The 23426-nt window shown below is 55.9% G+C and carries 16 protein-coding genes and 5 pseudogenes; 5 read left to right on the top strand and 16 right to left on the bottom strand.

Annotation, left to right across the window (positions count from 1 at the left end; genetic code table 11):
- Positions 1-487 precede the first annotated feature (487 nt).
- Positions 488-1608, bottom strand: a protein-coding gene (locus C1Y41_RS16830) for an IS3 family transposase (protein ID WP_104085913.1) whose coding sequence is annotated in 2 segments (ribosomal slippage) — positions 488-1350 and positions 1350-1608 — 1122 coding nt in all. Because the reading frame shifts where the segments join, the coding sequence is not laid out codon by codon here.
- An 82-nt stretch (positions 1609-1690) separates the two neighbouring features.
- On the opposite strand from C1Y41_RS16830, the gene C1Y41_RS16825 reads away from it, so the two are divergent.
- Entirely contained in the window at positions 1691-2179 is a 489-nt protein-coding gene (locus tag C1Y41_RS16825; RefSeq protein WP_104085912.1) for a DUF2938 family protein, read from the top strand.
- A gap of 223 nt (positions 2180-2402) precedes the next feature.
- Here C1Y41_RS16825 and C1Y41_RS16820 read toward each other — a convergent pair whose 3' ends face one another.
- From C1Y41_RS16820 to C1Y41_RS20270, 4 genes are all read right to left on the bottom strand, one after another.
- Positions 2403-4220 carry a tyrosine-type recombinase/integrase gene (locus tag C1Y41_RS16820; protein ID WP_233207453.1) on the bottom strand — a complete coding sequence of 606 codons (1818 nt, stop codon included), beginning with the start codon at positions 4218-4220 and terminating at the stop codon, positions 2403-2405.
- 224 nt (positions 4221-4444) lie between these two features.
- Entirely contained in the window at positions 4445-4609 is a 165-nt protein-coding gene (locus C1Y41_RS20280; protein WP_233207452.1) for a hypothetical protein, read from the bottom strand.
- Positions 4606-5142 (bottom strand): site-specific integrase, encoded by a 537-nt coding sequence (locus tag C1Y41_RS20275; RefSeq protein ID WP_233207451.1) that lies wholly within the window; start codon positions 5140-5142, stop codon positions 4606-4608. Before C1Y41_RS20275 ends, C1Y41_RS20280 begins: the two co-directional genes overlap by 4 nt.
- A 95-nt stretch (positions 5143-5237) precedes the next feature.
- Positions 5238-5657 carry a site-specific integrase gene (locus tag C1Y41_RS20270; RefSeq protein ID WP_233207459.1) on the bottom strand — a complete coding sequence of 140 codons (420 nt, stop codon included), beginning with the start codon at positions 5655-5657 and terminating at the stop codon, positions 5238-5240.
- Position 5658: 1 nt separating this feature from the next.
- Here C1Y41_RS20270 and umuC point away from each other — a divergent pair.
- Positions 5659-6807, top strand: a pseudogene (gene umuC, locus C1Y41_RS16805) (translesion error-prone DNA polymerase V subunit UmuC); the annotation flags it as partial.
- Between the two features lie 139 nt (positions 6808-6946).
- Here umuC and cobA read toward each other — a convergent pair.
- The 9 genes and pseudogenes from cobA to C1Y41_RS20475 form a co-directional block, all read right to left on the bottom strand.
- Positions 6947-7777 carry a uroporphyrinogen-III C-methyltransferase gene (gene cobA, locus C1Y41_RS16800; protein ID WP_104085910.1) on the bottom strand — a complete coding sequence of 277 codons (831 nt, stop codon included), beginning with the start codon at positions 7775-7777 and terminating at the stop codon, positions 6947-6949.
- Complete coding sequence (locus C1Y41_RS16795; protein ID WP_104085909.1) at positions 7774-10395, bottom strand: nitrate reductase; 2622 nt, start codon at positions 10393-10395, stop codon at positions 7774-7776. The genes cobA and C1Y41_RS16795 overlap by 4 nt, the downstream gene beginning before the upstream one ends.
- Positions 10392-14465, bottom strand: coding sequence for a nitrite reductase large subunit NirB (gene nirB, locus C1Y41_RS16790; RefSeq protein ID WP_104085908.1), 4074 nt, complete (start codon positions 14463-14465; stop codon positions 10392-10394). The genes C1Y41_RS16795 and nirB overlap by 4 nt, the downstream gene beginning before the upstream one ends.
- 10 nt (positions 14466-14475) lie before the next feature.
- Complete coding sequence (locus C1Y41_RS16785; protein WP_065647954.1) at positions 14476-15264, bottom strand: ABC transporter ATP-binding protein; 789 nt, start codon at positions 15262-15264, stop codon at positions 14476-14478.
- 10 nt (positions 15265-15274) lie between these two features.
- Positions 15275-16147: a nitrate ABC transporter permease gene (gene ntrB, locus C1Y41_RS16780; protein WP_104085907.1), complete on the bottom strand. Its 873-nt coding sequence runs from the start codon at positions 16145-16147 to the stop codon at positions 15275-15277.
- Entirely contained in the window at positions 16147-17409 is a 1263-nt protein-coding gene (locus C1Y41_RS16775) for a CmpA/NrtA family ABC transporter substrate-binding protein (RefSeq protein ID WP_104085906.1), read from the bottom strand. The genes ntrB and C1Y41_RS16775 overlap by 1 nt, the downstream gene beginning before the upstream one ends.
- A gap of 262 nt (positions 17410-17671) precedes the next feature.
- Entirely contained in the window at positions 17672-18895 is a 1224-nt protein-coding gene (locus C1Y41_RS16770; RefSeq protein ID WP_104085905.1) for a nitrate regulatory protein, read from the bottom strand.
- Between the two features lie 567 nt (positions 18896-19462).
- Positions 19463-19722: pseudogene (locus tag C1Y41_RS20265) on the bottom strand (ABC transporter permease); the annotation flags it as partial.
- Complete coding sequence (locus C1Y41_RS20475; RefSeq protein ID WP_369826831.1) at positions 19685-19921, bottom strand: ATP-binding cassette domain-containing protein; 237 nt, start codon at positions 19919-19921, stop codon at positions 19685-19687. The pseudogene C1Y41_RS20265 and the gene C1Y41_RS20475, both read right to left, overlap by 38 nt.
- Before the next feature lie 374 nt (positions 19922-20295).
- Here C1Y41_RS20475 and C1Y41_RS19930 point away from each other — a divergent pair.
- Positions 20296-20625: pseudogene (locus tag C1Y41_RS19930) on the top strand (hypothetical protein); the annotation flags it as partial.
- A gap of 712 nt (positions 20626-21337) precedes the next feature.
- Positions 21338-21886: pseudogene (locus C1Y41_RS16745) on the top strand (DUF4113 domain-containing protein); the annotation flags it as partial.
- A gap of 195 nt (positions 21887-22081) precedes the next feature.
- Here the strand turns inward: C1Y41_RS16745 and C1Y41_RS16740 are convergent.
- Together C1Y41_RS16740 and C1Y41_RS16735 are read right to left on the bottom strand one after the other, a co-directional pair.
- Positions 22082-22381 (bottom strand): XRE family transcriptional regulator, encoded by a 300-nt coding sequence (locus C1Y41_RS16740; RefSeq protein ID WP_104085904.1) that lies wholly within the window; start codon positions 22379-22381, stop codon positions 22082-22084.
- Positions 22378-22665 (bottom strand): type II toxin-antitoxin system RelE/ParE family toxin, encoded by a 288-nt coding sequence (locus C1Y41_RS16735; protein ID WP_369826830.1) that lies wholly within the window; start codon positions 22663-22665, stop codon positions 22378-22380. The genes C1Y41_RS16740 and C1Y41_RS16735 overlap by 4 nt, the downstream gene beginning before the upstream one ends.
- 103 nt (positions 22666-22768) lie before the next feature.
- Between C1Y41_RS16735 and C1Y41_RS16725 the strand changes: the two are divergent.
- Positions 22769-23426 (top strand): annotated as a pseudogene (locus C1Y41_RS16725) (transposase); the annotation flags it as partial.

The raw sequence follows: 23426 nt of genomic DNA, 5'->3' as shown, positions 1-23426 counted from the left end.
ACCTTGGCACATTACCCGGGTCTCGGGGCGGAGCCCTGAGCAGGTCGTTTTGGCGATACCGTCTGCGTGCAGGCGGTAATGACAAAACATTTCCTGCCCCGTGTTTTAATATCAAGTTAAGGATTTTACCACTTCATTGCAGACTGCGCTATGAAGTGGTATTTGGTTAGGTGTTTTATCATCGCCAACCGAGCCTTGCGGAGCTTAAAACCAGATTTATTCGGATTATAACTTAATCAGGTTCGATGGGGTAAATACACTGATGGCAGTAAAGAGCTACACGCTTAGTAAGGTGTATGCGCATCTTGAAAATTTTGGAATTTATAATGTTACACTTAGAAATTTTGAAGAGATCACTATGGATAAAAAGAAGCATCAGGATAAGCGGGGGCTGGTAAGATCTTCAGGTGATGTTAAAGCAGCAGCCGCTGACACCAACCGACAGAGGTAATAGTGACTGACCTGCCCCCAATATTAGATACAACCTTCAGTTAGTAATGTCGGTTTGTTTACCTTCACATTCTCCATTTCGCCACCGTGCTGCAAACTCTGATGGCGTCTGATAATTCAGTGCTGAATGTGGACGACATTCGCTATAATCCTGACGCCATTCGCTGATGGTTTTCCTGGCATGGCTGACGTCGCTGAACCAGTGTTCATTCAGGCATTCATCGCGAAAGCGTCCGTTAAAACTCTCAATAAATCCGTTCTGTGTCGGCTTGCCGGGCTGGATAAGTCGCAGCTCCACTCCATGCTCAAAGGCCCACTGATCGAGCGCGCAGCAGGTAAACTCCGGGCCCTGATCGGTTCTTATCGTAGCCGGATAGCCGCGAAACAGCGCAATGCTGTCCAGAATACGCGTGACCTGCACGCCTGAAATCCCGAAGGCAACAGTGACCGTCAGGCATTCCTTTGTGAAGTCATCGACGCAGGTAAGGCACTTGATCCTGCGACCAGTAGCCAGCGCATCCATGACGAAATCCATCGACCAGGTCATGTTGGGCGCCGCCGGGCGGAGCAGCGGCAGACGTTCTGTTGCAAGCCCTTTACGACGACGTCTGCGTTTAACGCCCAGTCCGTTCAGATGATAAAGGCGGTACACGCGCTTGTGATTAACCAGAAGCCCTTCTCGGCGCAGTAACTGCCATATGCGGCGGTAGCCAAAACGCCTGCGCTCCAGTGCCAGTTCAGTAATGCGCCCTGATAAATGCGCATCAGCCGCCGGGCGCTGAGCCTCATAGCGGCAGGTCGACAGAGACAAACCTGTAAGCCTGCAGGCACGACGTTGCGACAGACCGGTCGCATCACACATAAACTCAACGGCTTCCCGCTTCTGGTCTGTCGTAAGTACTTTCGCCCCAGAGCCACCTGAAGTGCCTCCTTATCCAGCATGGCTTCGGCAAGCAGCTTCTTGAGGCGCGCGTTCTCCTCTTCAAGAGATTTAAGCCGCTTCACCTCAGGAACTTCCATGCCACCAAACTTCTTGCGCCAGGTGTAAAAGGTGGCGTCGGAAATGGCGTGCTTGCGGCAGAGCTCACGGGCAGAAACGCCGGCTTCCGCTTCGCGAAGAATACTGATGATCTGTTCGTCGGAAAAACGCTTCTTCATGGGGATGTCCTCATGTGGCTTATGAAGACGTTACTAACATCGGGGTGTGTTATTCAACGGGGAGCAGGTCAATGGGGCAAAAATGAGTACGTGGATTGCTTTTAGTCTGATTGTGGGTATCGGTTCTACCCTTATTCTGGATCTGTGGGTAACCCTGGTTAAAAAAGTAGCGGGAGTCCCACCAACGGACTGGGGCATGGTTGGCCGCTGGCTTACAGGGATTCTGCGGGGGAACATTGTTCTCGATAACCGTACTACCAGAGCACCCGGAACGATTGAAAAAATGACAAGATGGATTTTCCATTACCTCATCGGTATTGCTTATGCACTGCTGTTGTTAGTTTTCTGGGGTACCCGCTTTGCTTTGCAACCGAGCCTTCTCCCTGTCTTCATCATTGGCGTTGTTGTCAGCACTTTTGCAGGCTTAGCTTTGCTGATGCCTGCCATGGGTGGCGGTTTTTTTGGGAGAAAATTACCGAATCAGATCTTAATGATTATCTACATCATCGTCGCCCATATTGCCTTTGCCATTGGCCAGTATGGATTTGCGCAACTTTATTCAATCAATTAAACGCTAAACGAATCACTTGAATCAATAATCTGCCTAATTGCTGAGGCTGGTATTAGACCGTCAAAGCTTGTTCTGACACAGTTAAAGCAAGCTCTTAACCTGAATTTCTCTTTACTCCGGCAACTTATTTAAAGTATTTATTTTGCTCATCAGAGCCATCCGGGGAGCAGTACCCTTGGGGGCTCTCGAAAGCTCATAAGTTGGACATTCAGCTAACCACATACTATTTCCGCTGTCCGGGAGAGGCAACGCTTCTGAGTTTTTTCAGAAGCCGCTCGACTGCTTCAATGTCATTATCTACCGCTGCTAGTTCATCCTCGGTTAAGGGAATTTCTTGCATAAGCTTTATTAAGTTTTGGCGGCCTTCCAGATACTGAGCTTCCGATGAGGATTTTGGTATGTAAAAAGAGCATTTTGCACAGGCCATGCGATGTGGACATTGATCAAAAAAATCATAAGTACAGAAACCATGCCCGAGATCATAATAGCGCCACGGCTTTCCCTCTGCTGCCTGACCTGATGCGACTATGTTCTGATCGATGAGTAACGAAACCACGCGACGATTACGTTCAAAATACCCCGCTTTATCGAATGAAGCGGCAAGCCTCGTTGGCGTAATATCGACATAATGTCGGGTGGATTCCGGTGAAGAATGCCCCAGCCATTTCTGCAGTTCGAAAATATCAAGCGGTTCCCGGGCATTATAAAGCTGGCTGGCGATAGTCGCTCTTGCTCGATGACTGGTGATCCTGCCTCTGGCATCATGCTCAGGAATGCCCGCTTTTTTACACAGCAACGGAACGAGAGAATTATTGATGTAGCTTCCATGCACCCGTTTTCCCCGATGCATAAAAAGAAAATGAACACTCTCGCCGGTCTTTGGATCTTCCTGAAGCGCCTGCGGGCTACGAACCAGTTCCCAGCGTTCAATATAATCTCCAACAATGGAGTCAACCGGTTTTGTAAATGCTGCATAAGTCTTACTGACCGGGACATCCATCAGGCAAATACGTTGTCCGTCATTTTCTTCTGAGGCCTGCCAGCGGATACAGCCGCACCGCATGCGCAGAATTTCATCACGTCTGAGACCACCAAATAACCAGAGCACACTTAATGCCCTGACCATCTCAAGCGGATAAAAATAGGGATACCCGACGCAGCCTGGCAGGTCTGTCTCCTGCAGGTTTTGTCCGGCGTGAATTAATTTACACCAGAGCTCATCACTCACAATGCGAGGGTCAGGCCCAATCTGCGTGCTAAGACTCCGCGGAGACCTGAGGATTCTTTCAGGGCTGAATTTGACCGGCATCCATCCCCATTCCTGGAGGTCATGAAAAAAAGTATGTACGTGTCTGATTAGCCCTGCTCTCGCAGACGGTTTCATCATACTACCTCGACGCTCACGGTACATTCCTCCTGGGTTCGACCATTCACCAACTTTCATTTTGCATGCTGCCGTCACCCATGCCATGGCAGTCTCCCGTGTCCAGTTGACTGGTGACACGCACTCCGGATGACAATCCGCCAGCCAGCGACCACACTTAAGCAACACATACCAGCAAGCTTCAATACTGGAGGGGCGCTGCACAGAGGTAGCACGCCAGCGTTCACACCAGGAAAGCCATTCAGCGGGCACATCGGTCACAGCATTGTATTCCCGGGGCGGCCGGCGACGTTGCGACACCCGATAATCGAAACCTTCATTGAAAATCCCTGATGACGCTAGTATACGCGACAACGTAGCAGCAGACTTGCGGAGGTAAGCCGGCCCTGCAGAAGCTATATATTGCAACGTGTCGACATTGACGCGCTCTGGCTGTGGTTCCCGCTGAAGCAGCATTGCGATGCACAAGGCATTCCTGATGCCGTTATTTCTCCCATCGCCAGGAACATATCCCACTGCAGTCATCATTTCGCTAAGTCTGAAGACTGCAGCATCCGTATGCTGACGCCCAAAAACTTTGAGACAGAGCCGATACTGATAAAAAACACCGCAGGATTCCAGACGATCAAAACCACACAGCAACCACGCCAGTGCCATCACGTATTGCCGGCAATTACCACTGGCTCCAAACCTTTGGTGAAAATCACCTTCTGTGCTGCAGATGACTTCGGACCACTCTGACTGTGTCCAGGCCCAGTATGTTTTTCGGAGACGTTGCATCTCTACGGTTATATCGTGAAGGGATGAATTGTATGGAGCCCTGGCCGCATGCATCCTTACCAGTGTGTCGCGTAGCGGTAAGAGAAGACGAGACAGTTGTTTTAATATCTCAGGCGGCCAGTTTTTTCCACCCTGCCGGAAATGCTAATCAGCGTGTCCAGCGCTTCAAGCTCGCCCACAGCAAAATCAGGTCGCGTATCCCAAAGCGGATCGGGAAGGCTGAACTGTATTGCAGGACAGGGCGCGGTCTGTTCAGATTGCATCATGGTGAAGAATCCTGGAGGTGCAACAGAGTAAGGCGGTGAGTATACAAAGACTCCACTGTACAGTTGAACCGACGGCTCAGATCGCGTGCGCTGAGATGAATGTACAGCAGTGTTGACTGGATGCGACGGTGCCCGGCAAATGCGGCAATTTCGTGGATATCCCACCCCGTGCGGGCCAGTTCCGTCAGGCAGAGATGCCGAAAGGTATGTGTACTGATGAGTGGCAGCCCGGCTTGCAGCGCCAGGCTGCGTACCACTTTTGACCAGGTCCAGCCGCTGATGGGCTCCGTCCGGTTACGCGGCGAGTGCGACAGAAAAAGCGGGCCTCGGGATGCACTGAGCTGACGCCGCTCAGCCAACCAGGCCATGTAAAGCTCACCGGTCACCGGGGAATAAGGCACCACCCGGCCAGATCGGTTTTTGGTATGCTCTGCCCGAACAGAGAGCAACCGTCGGGATGGATCGATATCACCAGTAGTCACTGAACAGAGTTCTTCCCGGCGTAATCCACAGTCGTACGCCAGTGCCAGCATAAAACGGGTTCTGATGTCAGCCTGCGCAGCTACAGTCAGAAAATGCAGCCAGTCTTCATCAGCAGGAATCCACGGCAGTCGCCGCTGTACAGGAACTATGCCCGGTTTTCCCTTCCCGTTATTTTTCCAGATCCCCCTTCTGACTCGATTTTTTCCCGTAGCCCCTCTTCACAAAGCCAGTCGCTGTAGAGTCTCACCACCGTCAACCGGTGACGGATAGTCGCAGCTGAGAGGTGACGGCCAGCATGCAGGCTGCGGATATACAGTGCAACAGTATCATGCCCGGCGCCGGTTGCCGTCAGGCCACAAGCGTGGCAAAAGCTCAGCCAGTCATTGACCACACGGGCATAAGCGTCAACGGTATTTGGAGCTCGCAACAGGTCTTCCTGGAGGTTTATCCAGCGGCATGCCGAAGCATCTCCGGCCAGTAAAGGCAAAGCGTCTGTCAGCTTCTTTTGCACGGCGTGACCCTCTGAGAATCGTTTGTATGAAATATAGTCATTTCCAAATAACATAGATGCAGAGGTACTTGGCATTAAAATGGGAACCCCCTGGTTTCAGATAAAGAATCAGCCTTATCCAGAAAAAGTGTTCATTTTCAGTTCGAACTACGGGCTTTACCATAGTCTCAGCCAGCGTGTGATGACTGCTCTGGAAGAGCTGACGCCTCGTGTCGAGCAGTACAGTATTGATGAAATGTTTCTCGTTCTGACGGGAATAAACGGATGCGAAGACTTTGAGCACTTCGGCCGGCGCCTGCTCGCGCATGTGCTGGCCACAACCGGACTGACCGTCGGCGTGGGCATGGGGCCGACAAAAACCCTGGCGAAATCAGCGCAGTGGGCCAGTAAAGAGTGGAAGCAGTTCCGCGCCGTGCTCGCACTTACGCCGGGCAATCCGAAACGCACCGAAACACTGCTGGCCAATCAGCCCGTGGAGGAAGTCTGGGGCGTTGGCCAGCGCATCGGTAAAAGACTGAACGTCATGGGCATCAGCAGTGCCCTGCAGCTGGCGCGTGCGCACCCTGCCCTCATTCGCAAAGCCTTCAACGTGGTGCTGGAGAGAGCCGTACGCGAACTGAACGGCGAGTCATGCATTCCGATCGAGGAGCTACCGCCAGCCAAGCAGCAGATTTGCTGTTCAAGATCCTTTGGCGAACGCATCACCTCAAAAGTGGCCATGCAGCAGGAGCTGTGTCAGTACGCCACGCGTGCGGCTGAGAAGCTCCTATGCGAACGACAGTTTTGCAGGCGCATCAGTGTCTTTATCAGAACCTCGCCACATGCTGTTAACGAGGTGTTTTACGGCAACACGGCCGGTGAAAAGCTGACGCTGCCCACGCAGGATACGCGCGACATCATTGAAGTGGCCATGCGCAGTTTGGACCGCATCTGGCTGGAAGGCCGCCGGTACATGAAAGCCGGTATTATGCTTGATGACTTCACGCTAGACGGCGTGAGTCAGCTTAACCTCTTTGACGACGTACAGCCGCGGGCTAACAGCGCACAGCTGATGAAGGTACTCGACGGCATCAACCAGTCCGGGCTGGGTCACGTGTGGTTTGCAGGACAGGGAACTAATACTGAATGGAGAATGAAGCGGGAAATGCTCAGCCCTTCCTGGACTACACGCTGGTCAGATATTCCTGTTGCACGTATATTGTAACCCGACCTGATAAGCTAAATGGCTATTTCTAGGGTTGAATGTGTATTCCACATAATAAGCGCTGGGTGTAATATTGGTTTTGACCGTCTCATCCCCTACCCGAAAAAATCGTGTCCTCCTTCCTTCGGTACGATAAGCATCAGTGCGCTGCAATATCACTTAACGCCAACTCCCCCTCATGAGCTGCGATTAGATCGGCACGGTAATAGCGCACCACGTCGCCCACAATCAGTAACGACGGCGACACCGGTTTTTGCTGATCAACAGTTTCGGGCAACCCGGCCAGCGTGGTGATCAGCACCCGCTGGTTCTGACGCGTACCGTTCTCAATAATCGCCACCGGCGTTGCCTCTCTGCGGCCATATTCCTGCAACCGGGCGCTAATCACGCTGCTCCAGCTCAACCCCATGTAAAAAACCAGCGTCTGATTGGTCGCGGTCAGCGCCGCCGCATCCAGCTGTGGTTCGCCGCTGCGCCCGTGTCCAGTGATAAAGCGCAATGACTGGGCACAGTCACGGTGCGTCAGCGGAATGCCGCTGGCAGCCGCACAGCCCACTGCGGCGGTAATACCGGGCACCACTTCGCAGACAATATTCGCCTGCTGCAGGCTGACCATCTCTTCACCGCCACGGCCAAAGATAAAGGGATCGCCGCCTTTTAAACGCACGACATTGCGCCCGCTGGCAGCCAGGTCCACCAGCAGTTGATTAATCTGAGCCTGCTTCAGGCCGTGATGACCCGGCTGTTTACCCACGTCTATACAGAGTGCACTGCTGGCGACTTCCGCCATCACCGCTTCGCTGACCAGGCGATCATAGACCACGACATCCGCACGTTGCAGCAGGCGCAGCGCCTTGACTGTCAGTAGATCCACATCCCCCGGTCCGGCCCCTACCAGCCAGACTTTGCCAGGGCTGGACGCGTTGTCCGGCGCCAGCAGTTTATCTAAGGGGTTGATCGCGTCCATCATTCTTCCTCCGGTACAGCAACAGAAAGCAAAAGGTGTTTTAGCTCCGGCAGGCATGAGCCGCAGTTGGTACCACAGCTGAGTGCGTTACCCAGTGCTTGGGTGCTGTGACAGCCCTGTTTAATCGCCTGTAAGATGGTGTTTTCCCCGACGCCAAAGCAGCTACAGATCGTCCGGCCAGCCACGGCACGTTGTGCCGATTGTCCCGCCAGCAGAGCATGCCGGTCCGCCGCATTCACAGGTGCCAGGCGAAAAGCCTGCGCAACCCAGTCATGATTGATCTCGGGTAAAGACGCGCCTGCATAAAAGACCAGGTGCAGCTCACCGTTACGCCAGGCCAGCAGGCGGTAATGCGGTTCCGCCGCATGAGCGGTTTGCAGTTGCAGCCCGGCCAGCGGGATCGTTGCCATGAGCCACTGTTCTGGCGAACCGTCTCCAGCCACGCTAAAGCGTTGCACGCCCTCATAGGGTGTTCGCGCCCAGTAGCGCAGCGCATCAGGCGGGCTTGCGTCGCGCTGCCAGAGCCAGCCCTGCCAGCTGGCGTTGAGCGGGTGGATACGCACAGCGGTTTGTTTAAATGCAGGCTGTGCCGAGACTGGACAGCGGGTTGAAGCCACCAGTCCGCCAACCGTGCCCTGCAGGCTGAACTGTCGGTTCCAGTGCATAGGGACAAAGATCTCACCGCGCCGCAGACCGCTGTCCAGCGTCACACGCACCGTCATCCAGCCCGCATCGGACTGCACCCGTGCCAGTGCGCCCGCGCACAGGCCATAGCGTTGTGCGTCCTGCGGATGCAGGGCTGCAAATGGCTCATCACAGTGCTGCATGAGCCGGGGAACCAGGCCGGTACGCGTCATGGTGTGCCACTGATCGCGGATCCGTCCGCTGTTCATTAATAACGGGTAAGCCGTTTCGCACACCACTGGCTGCGGCGTGGCCGGTGGCAACAGGTGGGCTTTACCATCAGGATGGTAAAAGTGCCGGTCGCTAAACAGCCGGGCGCAGCCCTCGGGATAACGAGCGTTGATTGGCCACTGTACCGGCTTCATCGCATCCCACTGTGCGTCGCTCATACCGGCCAGACCGCTGATATCAAAGGCGCGCTGGCCGTTATTCTCAAACCCCGACAACGCCGCATGTTCGCGGAAGATGGCTGCCGGATGCGGCCAGGTAAAGCCTTCATGAAAGCCCAGACGCTGGGCGACCTGCGCGAGTAACCACCAGTCCGGTTTAGCTTCTCCGGCCGGAGGCATAAACGCGCGCTGACGGGAAATCCGGCGTTCAGAATTGGTCACGGTGCCGTTCTTTTCCCCCCAGCCCTGCGCGGGTAGCAAAATATGCGCAAAGGCGGTGGTATCCGTTTGCGCCAGCACGTCTGACACAATTACCAGCGGACAGGCAGCCAGCGCCCGGGCAATGCGATTGCCTTCTGGCATCGAAACCGCCGGATTGGTGCCCATAATCCACACAGCTTTGATTGCTCCACGGTCAATGGCGTCAAACAGATCAACCGCAGTCAGGCCGGGCTCACGCGCCATACGCGGACTGCGCCAGAAACGCTGTAAACGGTCGCAATCTTCTGCGGTGAAACTCATATGCGCCGCCAGTTGGTTGGCCAGCCCCCCTACTTCCCGCCCGCCCATCGCATTCGGCTGTCCGGTCAGCGAAAACGGGCCGCAGCCGGGTCGGCCAATCTTGCCGCTCAGCAGGTGCGCATTGAGAATAGCATTGTTGTTGTCACTGCCGCTTTGTGACTGGTTAATGCCCATGCACCATAAGGTCAGTACGCGCTCATGCCGGGCGAACAACTGGTAGAACGCAGCGATCACCTCCTGGCTGATATCACAATGGGCTGCCACCGCCGCACCATCCCACTGCCACGCGGCCCGTAAGGTTGTGTCTACACCGTCCAGATGCGGCAGCATCGTGGCGTCAATGCCGTCATGCTGTTCCAGCCAGTGCAGCAGGCCCGAGAACAGGGCCGGATCGCTGCCCGGCCGGAGCGGTAAATGCAGATCGGCGAATTCACAACTGGCCGTGCGGCGCGGATCGATAACCACAACCTGCATCTCAGGGCGCTGCGCTTTTGCCTGTTTCAGGCGCTGAAACAGCACCGGATGGGCCCAGGCGGCGTTCGAGCCGACAAGAATGACTACCTCGGCCTCATCCAGATCCTCGTAACAGCACGGTACGGCATCCGCCCCAAATGCCCGTTTATAGCCTGTCACCGCGGAGGCCATACACAGGCGTGAATTGGTATCGATGTTGGCGACGCCGAGAAAGCCTTTCATCAGCTTGTTAGCCACATAGTAATCTTCCGTGAGCAACTGGCCGGAACCGTAGAAAGCCACTGCCTCCGGGCCATGCGCATCGATAATCCTGCGCAAACCATCAGCCGCGGCATCCAGTGCCGTCTCCATGCTGACCCGCTGGTGATGAAGCTGAGGATGCAGCAACCGTCCGGCCTGTGTCAGGGTTTCGCCCAGTGCCGCGCCCTTTACGCATAGCCGCCCGGCATTCGCCGGATGACGGGTATCGCCACTGACCTGAGGCGACGCGCTCTGCGGCTGCGTGACCTCGACGCCGCAGCCCACCCCGCAATAAGCGCAGGTAGTTTTCATGATGCCTGCGCCATCAGGTTAAGCGGACGGTTTGCGACCCAGACCTGGCCGTCCTCCAGTTTAACCGGCCAGCAACGCAGCTGATGCTGGGGATTATCAAGGCTCTGTCCGTCACGCAGGCGTACACGCTGTTTGTAAAGCGGCGAGATCACCACCGGCTCCCCCGCAACATCACCAAGGATACCGCGTGACAGTACGCTGGCTTCGCTGCCCGGCTCACGATCCTCCAGCGCATAACAGTCATCACCCATGCGGAATAAGGCAATACGGACGCTGCCAAGACGGGCTCCGATGCCGGCCTCTGGCGGAATGGCCTCCAGTGGGCAGATTTCGCTCCAGGGTTCGGCGGGCAGATGCATCAGGGGAATACCACTGGCCTTGTGTGGCTGGCGCTGTCCGCGCACGCGTGCATAGTGCAGCGTTTCATCCGGCTGGTCGCTGTTCACTGTGGCGGTAAACAGCGCACGTCGCGAGGGATCGGCCAGCGTGGTCTGCCATTCGCATTGCCAGGTGTCCACCACCTGTTGCATTTCCTGTTCCAGCGTGGCGGCGATCCCCAGGCTGTCATGAATCACCACCTCACGCAGGTAGTCCAGCCCGCCCTCCATGTTATCCATCCAGACGCTGGTACGCTGCAGGCGATCCGCCGTGCGCACGTAGAACATCAGAAGCCGGTCGACGTACTGGATTAGCGTGTCATCGTCCAGATCGCTGGCAAACAGTTCCGCATGGCGCGGCTTCATGCCGCCATTGCCGCAGACGTACAGGTTCCAGCCGTTTTCCGTGGCGATGACCCCGATATCTTTACTTTGTGCTTCCGCACATTCGCGGGTGCAGCCGGACACCGCCATCTTGATCTTATGCGGTGCGCGCAGGCCCTTATACCGGTTCTCCAGCGCGATGGCGAAGGCGGTAGAATCCTGCACGCCATAACGGCACCAGGTCGAGCCGACGCAGGATTTCACCGTACGCAGAGATTTTCCGTAGGCATGACCGGTTTCAAAACCGGCTTCCAGCAGGGTTTCCCAGATAGCAGGCAGCTGGTCCAGCCGCGCACCAAACAGATCGATACGCTGGCCGCCGGTAATTTTGGTATAGAGATCGTAACGCACGGCCACTTCGCCGATAGCAATCAGGCCCTGTGGCGTGATCTCGCCCCCCGGCACGCGCGGTACGACCGAATAGGTGCCATCTTTCTGGATATTGGCAAAGTAACGGTCATTCGTGTCCTGTAACGGTAAATGTGCCGGTTTCAGCAGGTAATCGTTCCAGCACGAGGCCAGTAGCGACCCCACCAGCGGTTTGCATACCTCGCAACCACAACCCCGTCCGTGGCTGGCCAGCAGATCGTCAAAGGTTTTGATGCCATTAATACGGAGCAGGTGATACAGCTCCTGACGAGAATAGGCGAAGTGCTCACAGATGTCTTTTTTAACAGCGACGCCCAGGTTTTCCAGCTGAAGCTCCATCACCTGTTTTACCAGCGCGGCGCAGCCGCCACAGCCTGTTGCGGCTTTGGTGCAGCTTTTTATACTGGCCATATCGCCACAGCCACTCTGCACTGCATGGCAGATATCGCCTTTACTGACGTTATGGCAGGAACACACCTGGGCACTGTCCGGCAGCGCAGCGACGCCCAACCCTTTGGCCGGCGCGCCATTCAACGCAGGCAAAATCAGCGCTTCCGCTGCCGTCGGCAGCGGCATGGCGTTTAACATCATTTGCAGGAGCGTGGCATAGTCGCTGCTGTCTCCCACCAGCACGCCGCCCAGCAGTCGTGCATTGTCGGCGCTAACCACGATCTTCTTGTAAATGCCTTTTGGCCCGTTGGCCCAGTGGTAGCTCAGGCTGCCCGGCGTTTTGCCGTGCGCATCGCCAAAGGAGGCGACTTCTACGCCCAGCAGCTTCAGTTTAGTGCTCATGTCGGCACCGGTGAACTGCGCCGGTTCGGCCGCCAGATGCCCGGCCAGCACACGCGCCATCTGGTAGCCAGGCGCTACCAGGCCAAAAATCTGCCCGTTCCACAACGCGCATTCGCCGATAGCATAAATGTCGCTGTCACTCGTCTGGCATTGATCATTGATGGTAATGCCGCCGCGCGGCCCCACGCTGATGTCGACGCTCCGGGCCAGCTCATCACGCGGGCGGATACCGGCAGAGAACAGCACCAGATCTGTGGCCAGCTCGCCGCCATCGGCAAAGTGCAGCACCAGACTGCCGTCAGGCTGGGTGGCAATCTGTTCGGTCTGCTTCGAGGTGTGCACCGTCACGCCCAGCGAGTCGATCTTTTGCCGCAGCATCAGCGCCCCGCCGTCATCCAGTTGCACGGCCATCAGGCGCGGCGCAAACTCAACCACGTGCGTCTCCAGCCCCAGCTGCTTCAGCGCATTGGCGGCTTCCAGCCCCAGCAGCCCGCCGCCGATCACCACGCCGCGCTGACTCTGGCGGGCACAAGCTGCGATGGCATCCAGATCGTCCAGCGTGCGGTAGACAAAGCAGCGCCCGGCGTCATGGCCGGGTACCGGTGGTACAAAGGCGCGGGAGCCGGTGGCCAACACCAGCTTATCCCAGGCCAGCTCACGTCCCGCGCTGTCACGCAGGCTGCGCTGCTGGCGATCGATCGCCTCTACCCGGCAACCGCTGCGCAGTTCAATTGCGTTCCGGGTAAAAAAATCCTCGCTCACCAGCGACAACTCTGTTGCCGTTTTACCGGTGAAATACTCAGAAAGGTGAACCCGATCGTAAGCCTGATAGCGCTCTTCGCCGTAGACCACAATGTGATAATGCTGATGCAGGTTACGGGCGACCAGCTGCTCCAGAAAATGGTGGCTGACCATGCCGTGACCCACCACGGCTAATACAGGTTTCGTTTGGCTCATCACAGGGTTTCCTGCAGCCAGCGGCTGCGTTTCAGGTTCATCAAGGCCGAACAGCGTATTCACAGAAACCGGTCCGGCATTATGGAGTTGGTTCAGCAGCGCGCCACTTTGCTGGCAGTCGCCATACAGCAGCACGCCGTTCAGTCGGCCGTCTTTGAGGAACAGGCGGCGATAGTGCCCGGCGATCGGGTCAAAACTGGTGACAGACGGGGCTTCGCGAACGTCACCAGCGCTAAACAGGGAAATGCCGCTGACTTTGAGACGGGTGCCCGTGGCCGCACTGTAGAAATCTCCCTGAGGCCGATCGGCCAGTTGCGCCGCCAGAATCTTTGCTTGGGCCAGACAGGGCGCGACCAGACCGAAGGTCTCGCCGCTGATTTCACAACATTCGCCTACGGCATAAATTCCGGCGTGCGCAGTGCGCAACTGGCGATCCACCAGAATGCCGCGCTGACAGGGAATACCGGCGGCCTGCGCCAGGGCGATCGCCGGCTGGACACCAATGGCCATCACCACCTGCTGCGCAGCCAGCGCACGGCCATCATGGAGGATCACGCTATCCGTCCGGACCGCCGCAAGGCTGGCATTCAGTTCACAGCGAATGTCGCGCGCCCGGAGCTGAGCCAGCAGTAATTCCCCTGCCCTGATATCCAGCTGTCTGTCCAGCAAACGTGACTGACGATGAATCAGCGTGACCTGACGTCCCTGCGCCTGAAGTCCGGCGGCGGCTTCAATACCCAGATAGCCCCCACCGACCACCACTACCGGACCGTGCCCGGCCAGCAAAGTGTTCACATCCTGCAGCGTGCGAAACGTGCTGACATGCGGCAGGTCGCTGCCTGGAACAGACGGCCTGCAGGGCTGCGATCCGGTCGCCAGTACCAGGCGGTCCCAGTGCAGCAGGCGCTGGTCGGTGCGTAAGGTCCGCTCAGCAATATTCACCTGTTCCACCGTCTCTCCCACCCGCAATGTTATGCCGTGACGGTGATACCAGTCAGGGTCGTGGATCAGCGTTTGCTCAACGGTGGTTTCTCCGGCCAGCAGCGGCGACAACAGCACACGGTTATAGTTGCCGTGCGGCTCACGGCCAATCACAGTGATGTCGTAACGCATCGGCGCCAGCTGCAACAGAGTTTCTACCATGTGCATGCCCGCCATCCCGTTACCCGCAACCAGCAGCCGTTGTCTCATGGTGTCGTCCTTATGCCGCCGAAGTCTGTTTTTCGTAGAGAAAATGCAGCACTTTCTGGCGCAGCTGGTGATAACGCACGTCATCCGCCAGCGCCACGCGTGAACGCGGCCGGACCAGGTCGATCGTCAGGATATCGCCCACCTGCGCCGCCGGACCGTTGGTCATCATCAGTACCCGATCGGACAGCAACACGGCTTCATCCACATCATGGGTAATCAGGACGATGGTGGTGTTCAGCGCCTGCTGGATGCGCATGACGCTGTCCTGCAGATGCGCGCGCGTTAAGGCATCCAGCGCACCGAAGGGTTCGTCGAGCAGCAGCACGCGAGGTTTCATTGCCAGCGCGCGGGCGATACCGACACGCTGCTTCATGCCGCCGGAGATCTCGCTGGGGCGTTTATGCATGGCATGACTCATTTGCACTTGGTTCAGGTTGTGCTCGATCCAGTCACGCATTTCCGCCTTGTTCATCTTGCCTTTAAACACCTGCTCCACCGCCAGCTCAACGTTCTGATACGCCGTCAGCCAGGGCAACAGCGAGTGGTTTTGAAACACAACGGCGCGCTCAGGGCCGGGGCCGGTGACTTCGCGGTTATCGCATAACAGGACGCCGCTGGTAGGTCGGGTTAAACCGGCTATCAGGTTGAGCAGCGTGGATTTACCACAGCCGGAGTGGCCGATCAGGCTCAGGGTTTCCCCCTGATGAATATCAAAGCTGACATTATCGAGCGCCAGAAAATCGCCGCCGGAAGTGGTAAAACGCTGGCTGACCTGCTGTACACGAATGATAGGTTGCATAGTGTTCCCCTTATTTATCCCAGCTAAAGCGACGCGCCAGCAGCATCAGTCCCTGCTCCAGTAGCAGGCCGACGACGCCAATCAGCAAAATGGCAATCAGGATGTTTTCAACATTGAGGTTGTTCCATTCGTTCCAGATCCAGAAGCCGATCCCCAGGCCTCCCGTCAGCATTTCGGCAGCCACGATCACCAGCCAGGCGATACCAATCGACAGGCGGACCCCGGTCAGCACCGCAGGCAGAACGGCGGGAAACAGGATGCGGCGCAGGATGGTCCATTCCGACAGTTGCAGCACGCGCGCCACATTGAGGTAATCCTGTGGAATGCGCTGTACACCTTCTGCGGTATTAATAATCATCGGCCAGATAGAACAGATAAAAATGGTCCAGCTGGAGGCCGGTTCGGCGCGCTGGAACAGCAGCAGGCCGATAGGCAGCCAGGCTAGCGGGCTGACCGGACGCAGTAGCGCGATAACCGGATTGAACATGCGTGCCACAAAGGCAAAACGCCCCAGCAGAAAGCCTGCGGGAATCCCTACCAGCGCGGCCAGACCAAAGCCGATAGCGACGCGCTGCAGCGAGGCCAGCACATTCCAGCCGATGCCCTGATCGTTGGGGCCGTTGTTATATAACGGATCGGCGAACAGGATTTTCGCCGCTTCCCAGGTGGCGTACGGGCCGGGAAAGCCTTTGCTGGAAAGGGCCGCGATCTGCCAGATCAGAAGCAGAAGCATCACACCGCACAGCGCGGGAATGGCACGCTGCAAAAACGGACGCAGGCGCGCAGGCGAGCGCATCTTTTTTGGCGTGACCTGAAGGGGCACCACCGTGGCCCGGGTGGGCAGCGTCTCAGGCTGCGTCAGGGAGCGAGTCTGGCTTTTCATCACGACCTCTCTTTGTGGTTAATGGCAAAGCTGGCGGCGTAAACGGCAGGATTCGTGCCATCCCACACCTTGCCGTCGATCAGGGTGCTGCTGCGCATCTCACTGCCGGGCAACGTGATGTTGCCGACGGCGCTCGCTGCCTGTTTGTAGATATCAATTCGGTTGATCTGCTTTGCGACGCCCAGATAGTCCGGATCCTCGGTCAGCATTCCCCAGCGCTTAAGCTGGGTGAGGAACCACATGCCATCGGACAGATACGGGAAACTGACGCTGCCGTCATGGAAGAAGCGCATCGCATGCGGGTCCTGCCATTTCTGTCCCAGCCCGTTTTTGTACTGGCCGAGCATGCGACCCTGCAGAATCTCAGGTTTGGTGTTGATCCAGGCGCGTCCGGCCAGCACCTGCGCCGTTTCGCGGCGGTTATCATCGGAGGCATCGATCCAGCGTGCCGCCTCCAAGACAGCCGCCGTCAGCGCGCGCGCCGTATTGGGATTCTCTTTCACCCACGCGGCGCGGGTGCCAAGAATTTTTTCGGGGTGATCGGGCCAAATCTGCTGACTGGTAGCGACGGTAAAACCAATATCATCACTGATGGCGCGCTGATTCCACGGCTCGCCCACGCAGAAGCCGCTCATATTGCCAATCTTCATATTCATCACCATCTGCGGCGGCGGTACGACGACAGTGCGCACGTCATCAAATGGATTGATGCCGGCATTCGCCAGCCAGTAGTAGAGCCACATCGCGTGGGTACTGGTCGGAAAGGTATGCGCAAAGGTGAGACTGCCTTTGGCCTTGCTGTCGATGGTCTTTTTCAGGCTGGCGGCATCGGTGACCTTTTGCGCTTTAAGCTGGTTCGACAGGGAGATTGCCTGGCCATTGTTATTGAGCGTCATCAGGTTCGCCATCGCATGCTGAGGGCCGGCAACGCCCAGTTGCAGGCCATAGATCATGCTGTACAGGACGTGTGCCGCATCGAGCTCACCGGAGATCAGTTTGTCGCGGACGGCTGCCCAACTGGCTTCTTTACTGGGCTGTAGCATCAGACCATATTTTTTGTCGAAGCCTTTCACCGAGGCCATGACGACCGGCGCACAGTCGGTCAGTGGAATAAATCCCACCCGCACGGTGGCTTTTTCTGGCGCATCGGAACCCGCCGCCCATACGGCGTTGCGCAATCCCGGCAACAGCCACAGCCCGCCAGCGGCGGCGCTGGATAACAGCAGTTGACGTCGAGACAGTGAAACTGGCGATTTGCTCATTTTTTGCCACCCTCAGGAAATAAAAAAAGGCGTCCTCTCCACTGCTTTCACAGGGAGATGGACGCCTTTATCCAAAAGCACTCGCTTTACCGCCGTTGGCAAAGCAAATGCATACACTTAATAGGGTAAAGCAAACTGCATGCCAGCTTTGAAACGGCCCTGCGCGTGGCGATCAGGGCTTTCGCCGGGCTGGTTTTTTAACCGATTTTGCACGTTTGTGACGCAGACCACGCACAAGCATTGTGCAGCTAACGCTTTAGAGTTATCTCTTCATTGTGGCTGCCACCGTGACGATCGCCTGGGCGATTTCCGGTAGCCGTTTATTCTGATCCATCGCGCTTTTACGCAGCCGTTGCCAAGCGTGCTCTTCACTCAGCCCATGCTGCTGCATCAGCCAGGTTTTGGCCTGGTCGAGCAGTTTCCGCTCTTCCAGCGTGGCGCGCAGGGTGGCCAGCTCATTGGCCTGATGCTGTAAACGCTGAGACTGCTCCGTGATCAACGACAGCAGTGAACGACCTAGCTGGGGTGCCAGCCCGTCGCTGTTCAGCGCACCGGACTCGGTGGGCAGCCAGTCCACACCGGAGACATATAAAGTAAAATCGCAGCCTGACTGCGCCACATGCAGAGGTTCAGCTGCCTGATGCTGTGCCAGTGCGATCGCCTCACGGCAGCGCAACATCAGCGTGGCTGACAGCCGATCCTCCAGCAATTTCATTTGGTCGATGCGCTGTGACAGCAGCGAAAACCAGTGCAGCGCGCCACTGTCGTCCCGCCGACCGTCGGTACAGGCAATGCGTCGCAGTCGTTCAATTTCACGACTGGCCTGCGCCAGCGGCTGCCAGTGGTGTAAAACCGCCTCATCGGCAAACTGCTGGAAGGTCGAAAAGCTTTGTTCCTCTGCTTCAATTAAGGCCACCATGGCGCTGCGCTGCTCCGCGCTGAATTGTCCGGCAGCAAAGCCGGCCGCTCCCAGGGCGCGTTCCTGTCCCGTCAGCTCTTTGCCCTGCATAAAGCTGAACAGCGCAATGAGCGCGCGGGTAATGTCAGGATGGCTGGCGGTGTCGGCGGCCTCAAAGACTAGGTTCAGTAAGCTACGGATAATGGTACTGAACGCCGCAACGGCCTGCGCGTGCGCGATCTGCTGTTGCGTAATCTGCTGGCGCAACGCCGGTAATCCGGCCAGGGCCTGCAGCGCGGCGGCGATCAGGTTGCAGAAGCGGCTGTATCCCGGCTGGGCTTCAACCCTGGGTAAGGCCTGGCAAAAATCCCGTTGGCAGCGCGTCACATCCTGCTCACTGGCGAGCCGCTGCTCGCCGTAAAGCCTGCCTTCTGAACATATCCACAGATTGCTCGCTCCCCGCTCGCGCTGAAGCTGATGCACCAGCTCGCTGACGGTGGTAATGAGTTTGCCGGTCTGGCGTAGGCGTTGCAGGCTGGCAATATCGCTTTGCCTTGAGGCCTGTAACCAACTCAGTGCGTCATCCATTGCTCCCTCACCCTTTGATGCGAAAAAGTGAGTCAAGCAAAAGCCATGCCGTTTTCTCATCACCTCTTTTCTCTCCGAGACTATTTGTTATCAACCCATCTGTCTTTCCTGTCACCAACGATGCAAAAGTGAGCTACCCCAGCGGTTGGAAATTAATACAGGGGGTTAACATGCTCTCCGGAAAGAGAATAAATCACCTTTGAGAGTCGTATGTAATTATGTTCTGCACAAGCGGCGGAATGACAACCAGCAGCCGGGGGCGTGCCTCAGCAGTGACCGCGCTGACCAGCGTACCGCATGGCATGCCGCTGTACGAACTGATGCAGTGAACGGGACACTCAACGCCTTAGTCCACCATGAATACTCTGCGCATCCGCCCTACTCAACTGGCCGACTCGTTCGTCAGAGCAGACAGGGGCGCTCACATAATAAACATGCTGATTGATCACGTTCACGAAGCCGCCAGCCTGACCGGGCCCGCGACGTATTATGATATGGATGCTTCGTACTGCACTAACCCATTTTGGAGCAGCTATTAGCACCGGATGGCCTATATCGGCTGCAATTTCAACCTGTCTGAGGACAGCCCGCGCGGACTGATACAGGAAAGCATAAGCTAAAGATTAGCGCACTGATCGGCGCGAACACTACCCACCAAGCGCGTTCAGTATAGGGTAACCCCTCCGCCAGCAAACGGCCTCATTCCGGTGACGGCGGTGCTGCGCCAGGCCCAAAAATCCCAACGCTGATAAAGACAACGCAATACCCGGCACGCGCAGCATTGCATGCTTAACTAGTGGACGAGCCAATGCGGGTAGTGACGTGAACCGCACCATCAATACGGGTTTGGGCCGGTAACGTACCGGTGATGGCGCGCACGGTTAAGGATTTACAGCAGCCAGATGCGCCCAATAAGCAAACGCGCTCGCCACGTAGCAACGAAAAAGAGAGAGCGCGGACAATCGTTTTGCCATTCAAGGTAAGTGTCAGGTGCTCGGCTTCGAGAACCAGCACTGTTGTCAACATATAGGTATTCGACAATGACAGGTAAACTGGTATGTAATAACATATTAATATGATGCAGCTCACTGCAAAATATTTCTGCGCAACCCCCCTCGCACGATGGCACGATGAATAGATGGACCTCTGGAAGAAACGCATGCACTACGGCGAGGCGGGCACCAGCTTATTGCATTAAAAAGCGACGGATACACATCAATAGGCTCCTGTTAACACACGGAACTCCATTTTCTGAGAATGCACGCTGGGTTAAATAAGGAACCATGATTACTTCTATAAAAGAATCGGTTGCACTGTTGATGCAGGAGTTACGCCAATGGAGGCATATGGAACCGAAAAACACTGCAGCAGAACCACTGGAATGACGGGGCTTAAGGCGACGCGCTGCACGCCGCTGGCTGACAGTGATGGATCAGATTACGGAAGATGCCAAATGCGAGGCCATTGCCCACCGCAGAGAGCGAAGTCTGGGTATGGCGGTCAATATCACGCCTAATGGTCGCAGAAGAGAAACACGGCGTCTGTATAAAATTCAGAGCCATTTCAGTGATGTGTATAGATGCAGGGTAAATGGAGCTACCGTAAAAATAACAAAAGCCTTATCCGTACGGATAAGGCTTTTGTCCCGGCGTGAGAGGAATGATTGGACGGGTATACAGATCACACCAGGCAACTATTTAAATACAAAAACACGTTTGTGTTGTCAATAAAATAGCCTTGAAAAGGCTCAGCTCGAATGAGTCAAAATAATCGCCGGCTCTATGCCGCCCGCACCTGTAGCCTGCCTGTTTGTCAGGCAGCGGCTTAAGGCTGTCTAACAAACAGGCAGGGCCGTGTTAACTGAAAACCTCACCGTCTGTAACCCTGTCGATCTCCTTCAGCACCCAATACCTGTGGCATCCGGCACGCAGATGTTCCAGCAAAGACTGCCTTAGAACTCATCTTCACCAGGCCACAGCGTATTACCGCTCCGCAGAATTTGCAGAACGCTTTTGACGGTTTCCGGAGACTGAGTACCGAAGAAATTTAGGCAGAACATAAACATATAGAATTGTCTGTTGGAAGGGAGCTGAACAGACCCGCCAGAAAGAGGACAAATTCACTACTGGTTTCGGAGGCGGCAAAGCCTGCTGACTGAGAGTGTTTATCTTTCCGCACGTTGTCCGCACAGCCCATCGCCTCAGCGACCTCGAAGACAAGCCGGTGGGCCATATCCTGCAGATGCTTGATATCATCTTGGAGTGCCGGGATGTACCAGATGTCTCTGACGGGCTCAAGGCCGGTTGCAGCGGAGGAGACTGAGCTGACTGACGCCGCCAGAGGCGGCATTTTCCTCACCAAATGCTGATAACAGTGTACCCTAACTGAAATCAGGAAGATAAATGCTGTCCGTGTCAGCCGTTTCACCGGTAATGACCGGCCGGCCGGCGCACCGGCAAGAGGCTCAACCTGATGGGCATTTAAAACGCCCTACTGCTGGCGCGCGCACCCTGCCCTCATCCGAAAAAACTTCAGCGTAGTGATCGAACGCACCGTTCGCGAGCTCAACGGTGAATCGTGCATTCACCTCGAGGAGTTTTCGCCGGCGAAATAGCAGATCGTCTGCGGCCGGTCATTTGAGGAGCGCATCACGACAAAGGTGGTCACACAGGATACGCGGGACTTGATCGGGGGACGATATGATCGCTCGACCGAATCTGGCCTGACGGGCTATGCTTTATGAAGGCTGGCATTATACTCGATGACGTCACACCGAACGGCGTCAGTCAGCTGAACCTGTTTGATGAGGATAAGCCACGGGCAAACAGCGCGCAGCTGATGAAGGTGCTGGACGGCATTAATCAGTCCGGGCTGGGGCACATGTGGTTTGCCCGTCAGGGTGTCAGCAAAGAGTGGCAGATGAAACGTGAGATGCTTTCGCCGGCATGGACCATGCGCTGGGATGACATTCCAGTTGCCCGCATTTTATAGCCGGGCAAGCAAACGGAACATCGACTGTTTTTTTTCAGAGGGGTCTGTATGAAAAATTTTTTACCGGACAGGCCCTGAAGCCAGGCATCACACCCTTGTTTTGCGTTACTAACAGGGTCAGCGCTCACCGGCACTTGTCGAAAAAATGCGTCAGGCGTATTTCCGCTGACGCACCTTCCGGGATATCAGCATCAGTCAGAGGGTAAAATCGACGTGCTCGCCGCCAAGCATATTAACTCCAATCGTCAGCTGACCGCCAAGCGCCTCAACATAACGTTTGAGCGTGGCAATTTTCAGATCTTCACCGCGCCCTTCAATAGCCGCAACAGAAGGCTGTGCAATACCCATGGCTTCAGCCTGCTGCTTTTGGGTTTTCGACAGCGCCTCACGCAGTTTATACAGCTGAGAATCAAGTCGCATTGCCGCGACTTTTTCATGAACCTGCGTGAGTTCATCAGGTGTCAGATCAGCCATCAGGTCATCAAGCGTTTTCATTTCCCGCTCCGTTTCAGTTGGTCCAGATGTCGGTGGTACTCATTTTCCGCTGTTTTGATCATGGTCTTGTAGAAGCGCTTTTCATCTGCGCCTTCTTTATTACCCGCACACAGGACAATCGCTTTACGCATGGGGTCAAACACAAAGAACCCTCTTACGGGCCGCCCGCTGCTCTGCACCCTCAGTTCTTTCATGTTCGGGATTTTTGAGCCGTAAAGCGTATCCACATGAGGCCGACCAAGATGCGGACCTTCCTGCTTCAGAAGGTTCAGTGCGGCAAGCACATCCAGTTACATCGCCCTGTTCTGCTCTTTGTGAAGTGGTTTACTGAATTTGGCCACCTGAACAGAGGTGATATGCTCACCTCAGAACAATATAGGTGCACCAATGAAACGAAGAAATTTTAGTCCTGAATTCAAACGCGAATCCGCTCAGCTGGTTGTCGATCAAAACTACACCGTCTCTGATGCCGCTAAGGCTATGGATGTCGGTCTTTCCACGATGACAAAATGGGTCAAGCAACTGCGTGAAGAGCGTCAGGGCAAAACACCAAAAGCCTCTCCGATAACACCAGAACAAATCGAAATACGTGAGCTGAAGAAAAAGCTACAACGTATTGAAATGGAAAACGATATTCTAAAAAAGGCTACCGCGCTCTTGATGTCAGACTCCCTGAACAGTTCTCGTTAATCGGGAAACTCAGGGCGCGTTATCCAGTGGCCTCTCTCTGCCACGTGTTCGGGGTTCATCGCAGCAGCTACAAATACTGGCAAAACCGTCCTGAAAAACCAGACGGCATGCGGGCTGTATTACGAAGCCAGGTGCTGGAGCTGCATAACATCAGCCACGGTTCAGCCGGAGCAAGGAGCATCGCCACAATGGCAATCCAGAGAGGCTACCAGATGGGGCGCTGGCTCGCTGGCAGACTCATGAAAGAGCTGGGGCTGGTCAGTTGTCAGCAGCCGACTCACCGGTATAAGCGTGGGGGGCATGAGCACGTTGCTATCCCGAATCATCTTGAGCGACAGTTCGCCGTAACAGAGCC

Origin of the sequence: Pantoea sp. ICBG 1758, from assembly GCF_002928325.1 — a bacterium.
Lineage (GTDB): Bacteria > Pseudomonadota > Gammaproteobacteria > Enterobacterales > Enterobacteriaceae > Pantoea > Pantoea eucrina.
Note: the sequence above shows the minus strand (reverse complement) of the source record. Positions and strands in the feature narration are given on the sequence as shown.

Bases quoted from the DNA above. Each gene is read 5' to 3' on its own strand.
- C1Y41_RS16785 (WP_065647954.1), bottom strand. From the start codon at position 15,264: ATGCAACCTATCATTCGTGTACAGCAGGTCAGCCAGCGTTTTACCACT.
- C1Y41_RS16795 (WP_104085909.1), bottom strand. From the start codon at position 10,395: ATGAAAACTACCTGCGCTTATTGCGGGGTGGGCTGCGGCGTCGAGGTC.
- C1Y41_RS16775 (WP_104085906.1), bottom strand. From the start codon at position 17,409: ATGAGCAAATCGCCAGTTTCACTGTCTCGACGTCAACTGCTGTTATCC.
- cobA (WP_104085910.1), bottom strand. From the start codon at position 7,777: ATGATGGACGCGATCAACCCCTTAGATAAACTGCTGGCGCCGGACAAC.
- C1Y41_RS16740 (WP_104085904.1), bottom strand. From the start codon at position 22,381: ATGAAAACGCTTGATGACCTGATGGCTGATCTGACACCTGATGAACTC.
- ntrB (WP_104085907.1), bottom strand. From the start codon at position 16,147: ATGAAAAGCCAGACTCGCTCCCTGACGCAGCCTGAGACGCTGCCCACC.
- C1Y41_RS20270 (WP_233207459.1), bottom strand. From the start codon at position 5,657: ATGTTATTTGGAAATGACTATATTTCATACAAACGATTCTCAGAGGGT.
- C1Y41_RS16825 (WP_104085912.1), top strand. From the start codon at position 1,691: ATGAGTACGTGGATTGCTTTTAGTCTGATTGTGGGTATCGGTTCTACC.
- C1Y41_RS16770 (WP_104085905.1), bottom strand. From the start codon at position 18,895: ATGGATGACGCACTGAGTTGGTTACAGGCCTCAAGGCAAAGCGATATT.
- C1Y41_RS20280 (WP_233207452.1), bottom strand. From the start codon at position 4,609: ATGATGCAATCTGAACAGACCGCGCCCTGTCCTGCAATACAGTTCAGC.
- C1Y41_RS20275 (WP_233207451.1), bottom strand. From the start codon at position 5,142: ATGCTGGCACTGGCGTACGACTGTGGATTACGCCGGGAAGAACTCTGT.
- C1Y41_RS20475 (WP_369826831.1), bottom strand. From the start codon at position 19,921: ATGTTGACAACAGTGCTGGTTCTCGAAGCCGAGCACCTGACACTTACC.
- nirB (WP_104085908.1), bottom strand. From the start codon at position 14,465: ATGAGACAACGGCTGCTGGTTGCGGGTAACGGGATGGCGGGCATGCAC.
- C1Y41_RS16820 (WP_233207453.1), bottom strand. From the start codon at position 4,220: ATGGCACTGGCGTGGTTGCTGTGTGGTTTTGATCGTCTGGAATCCTGC.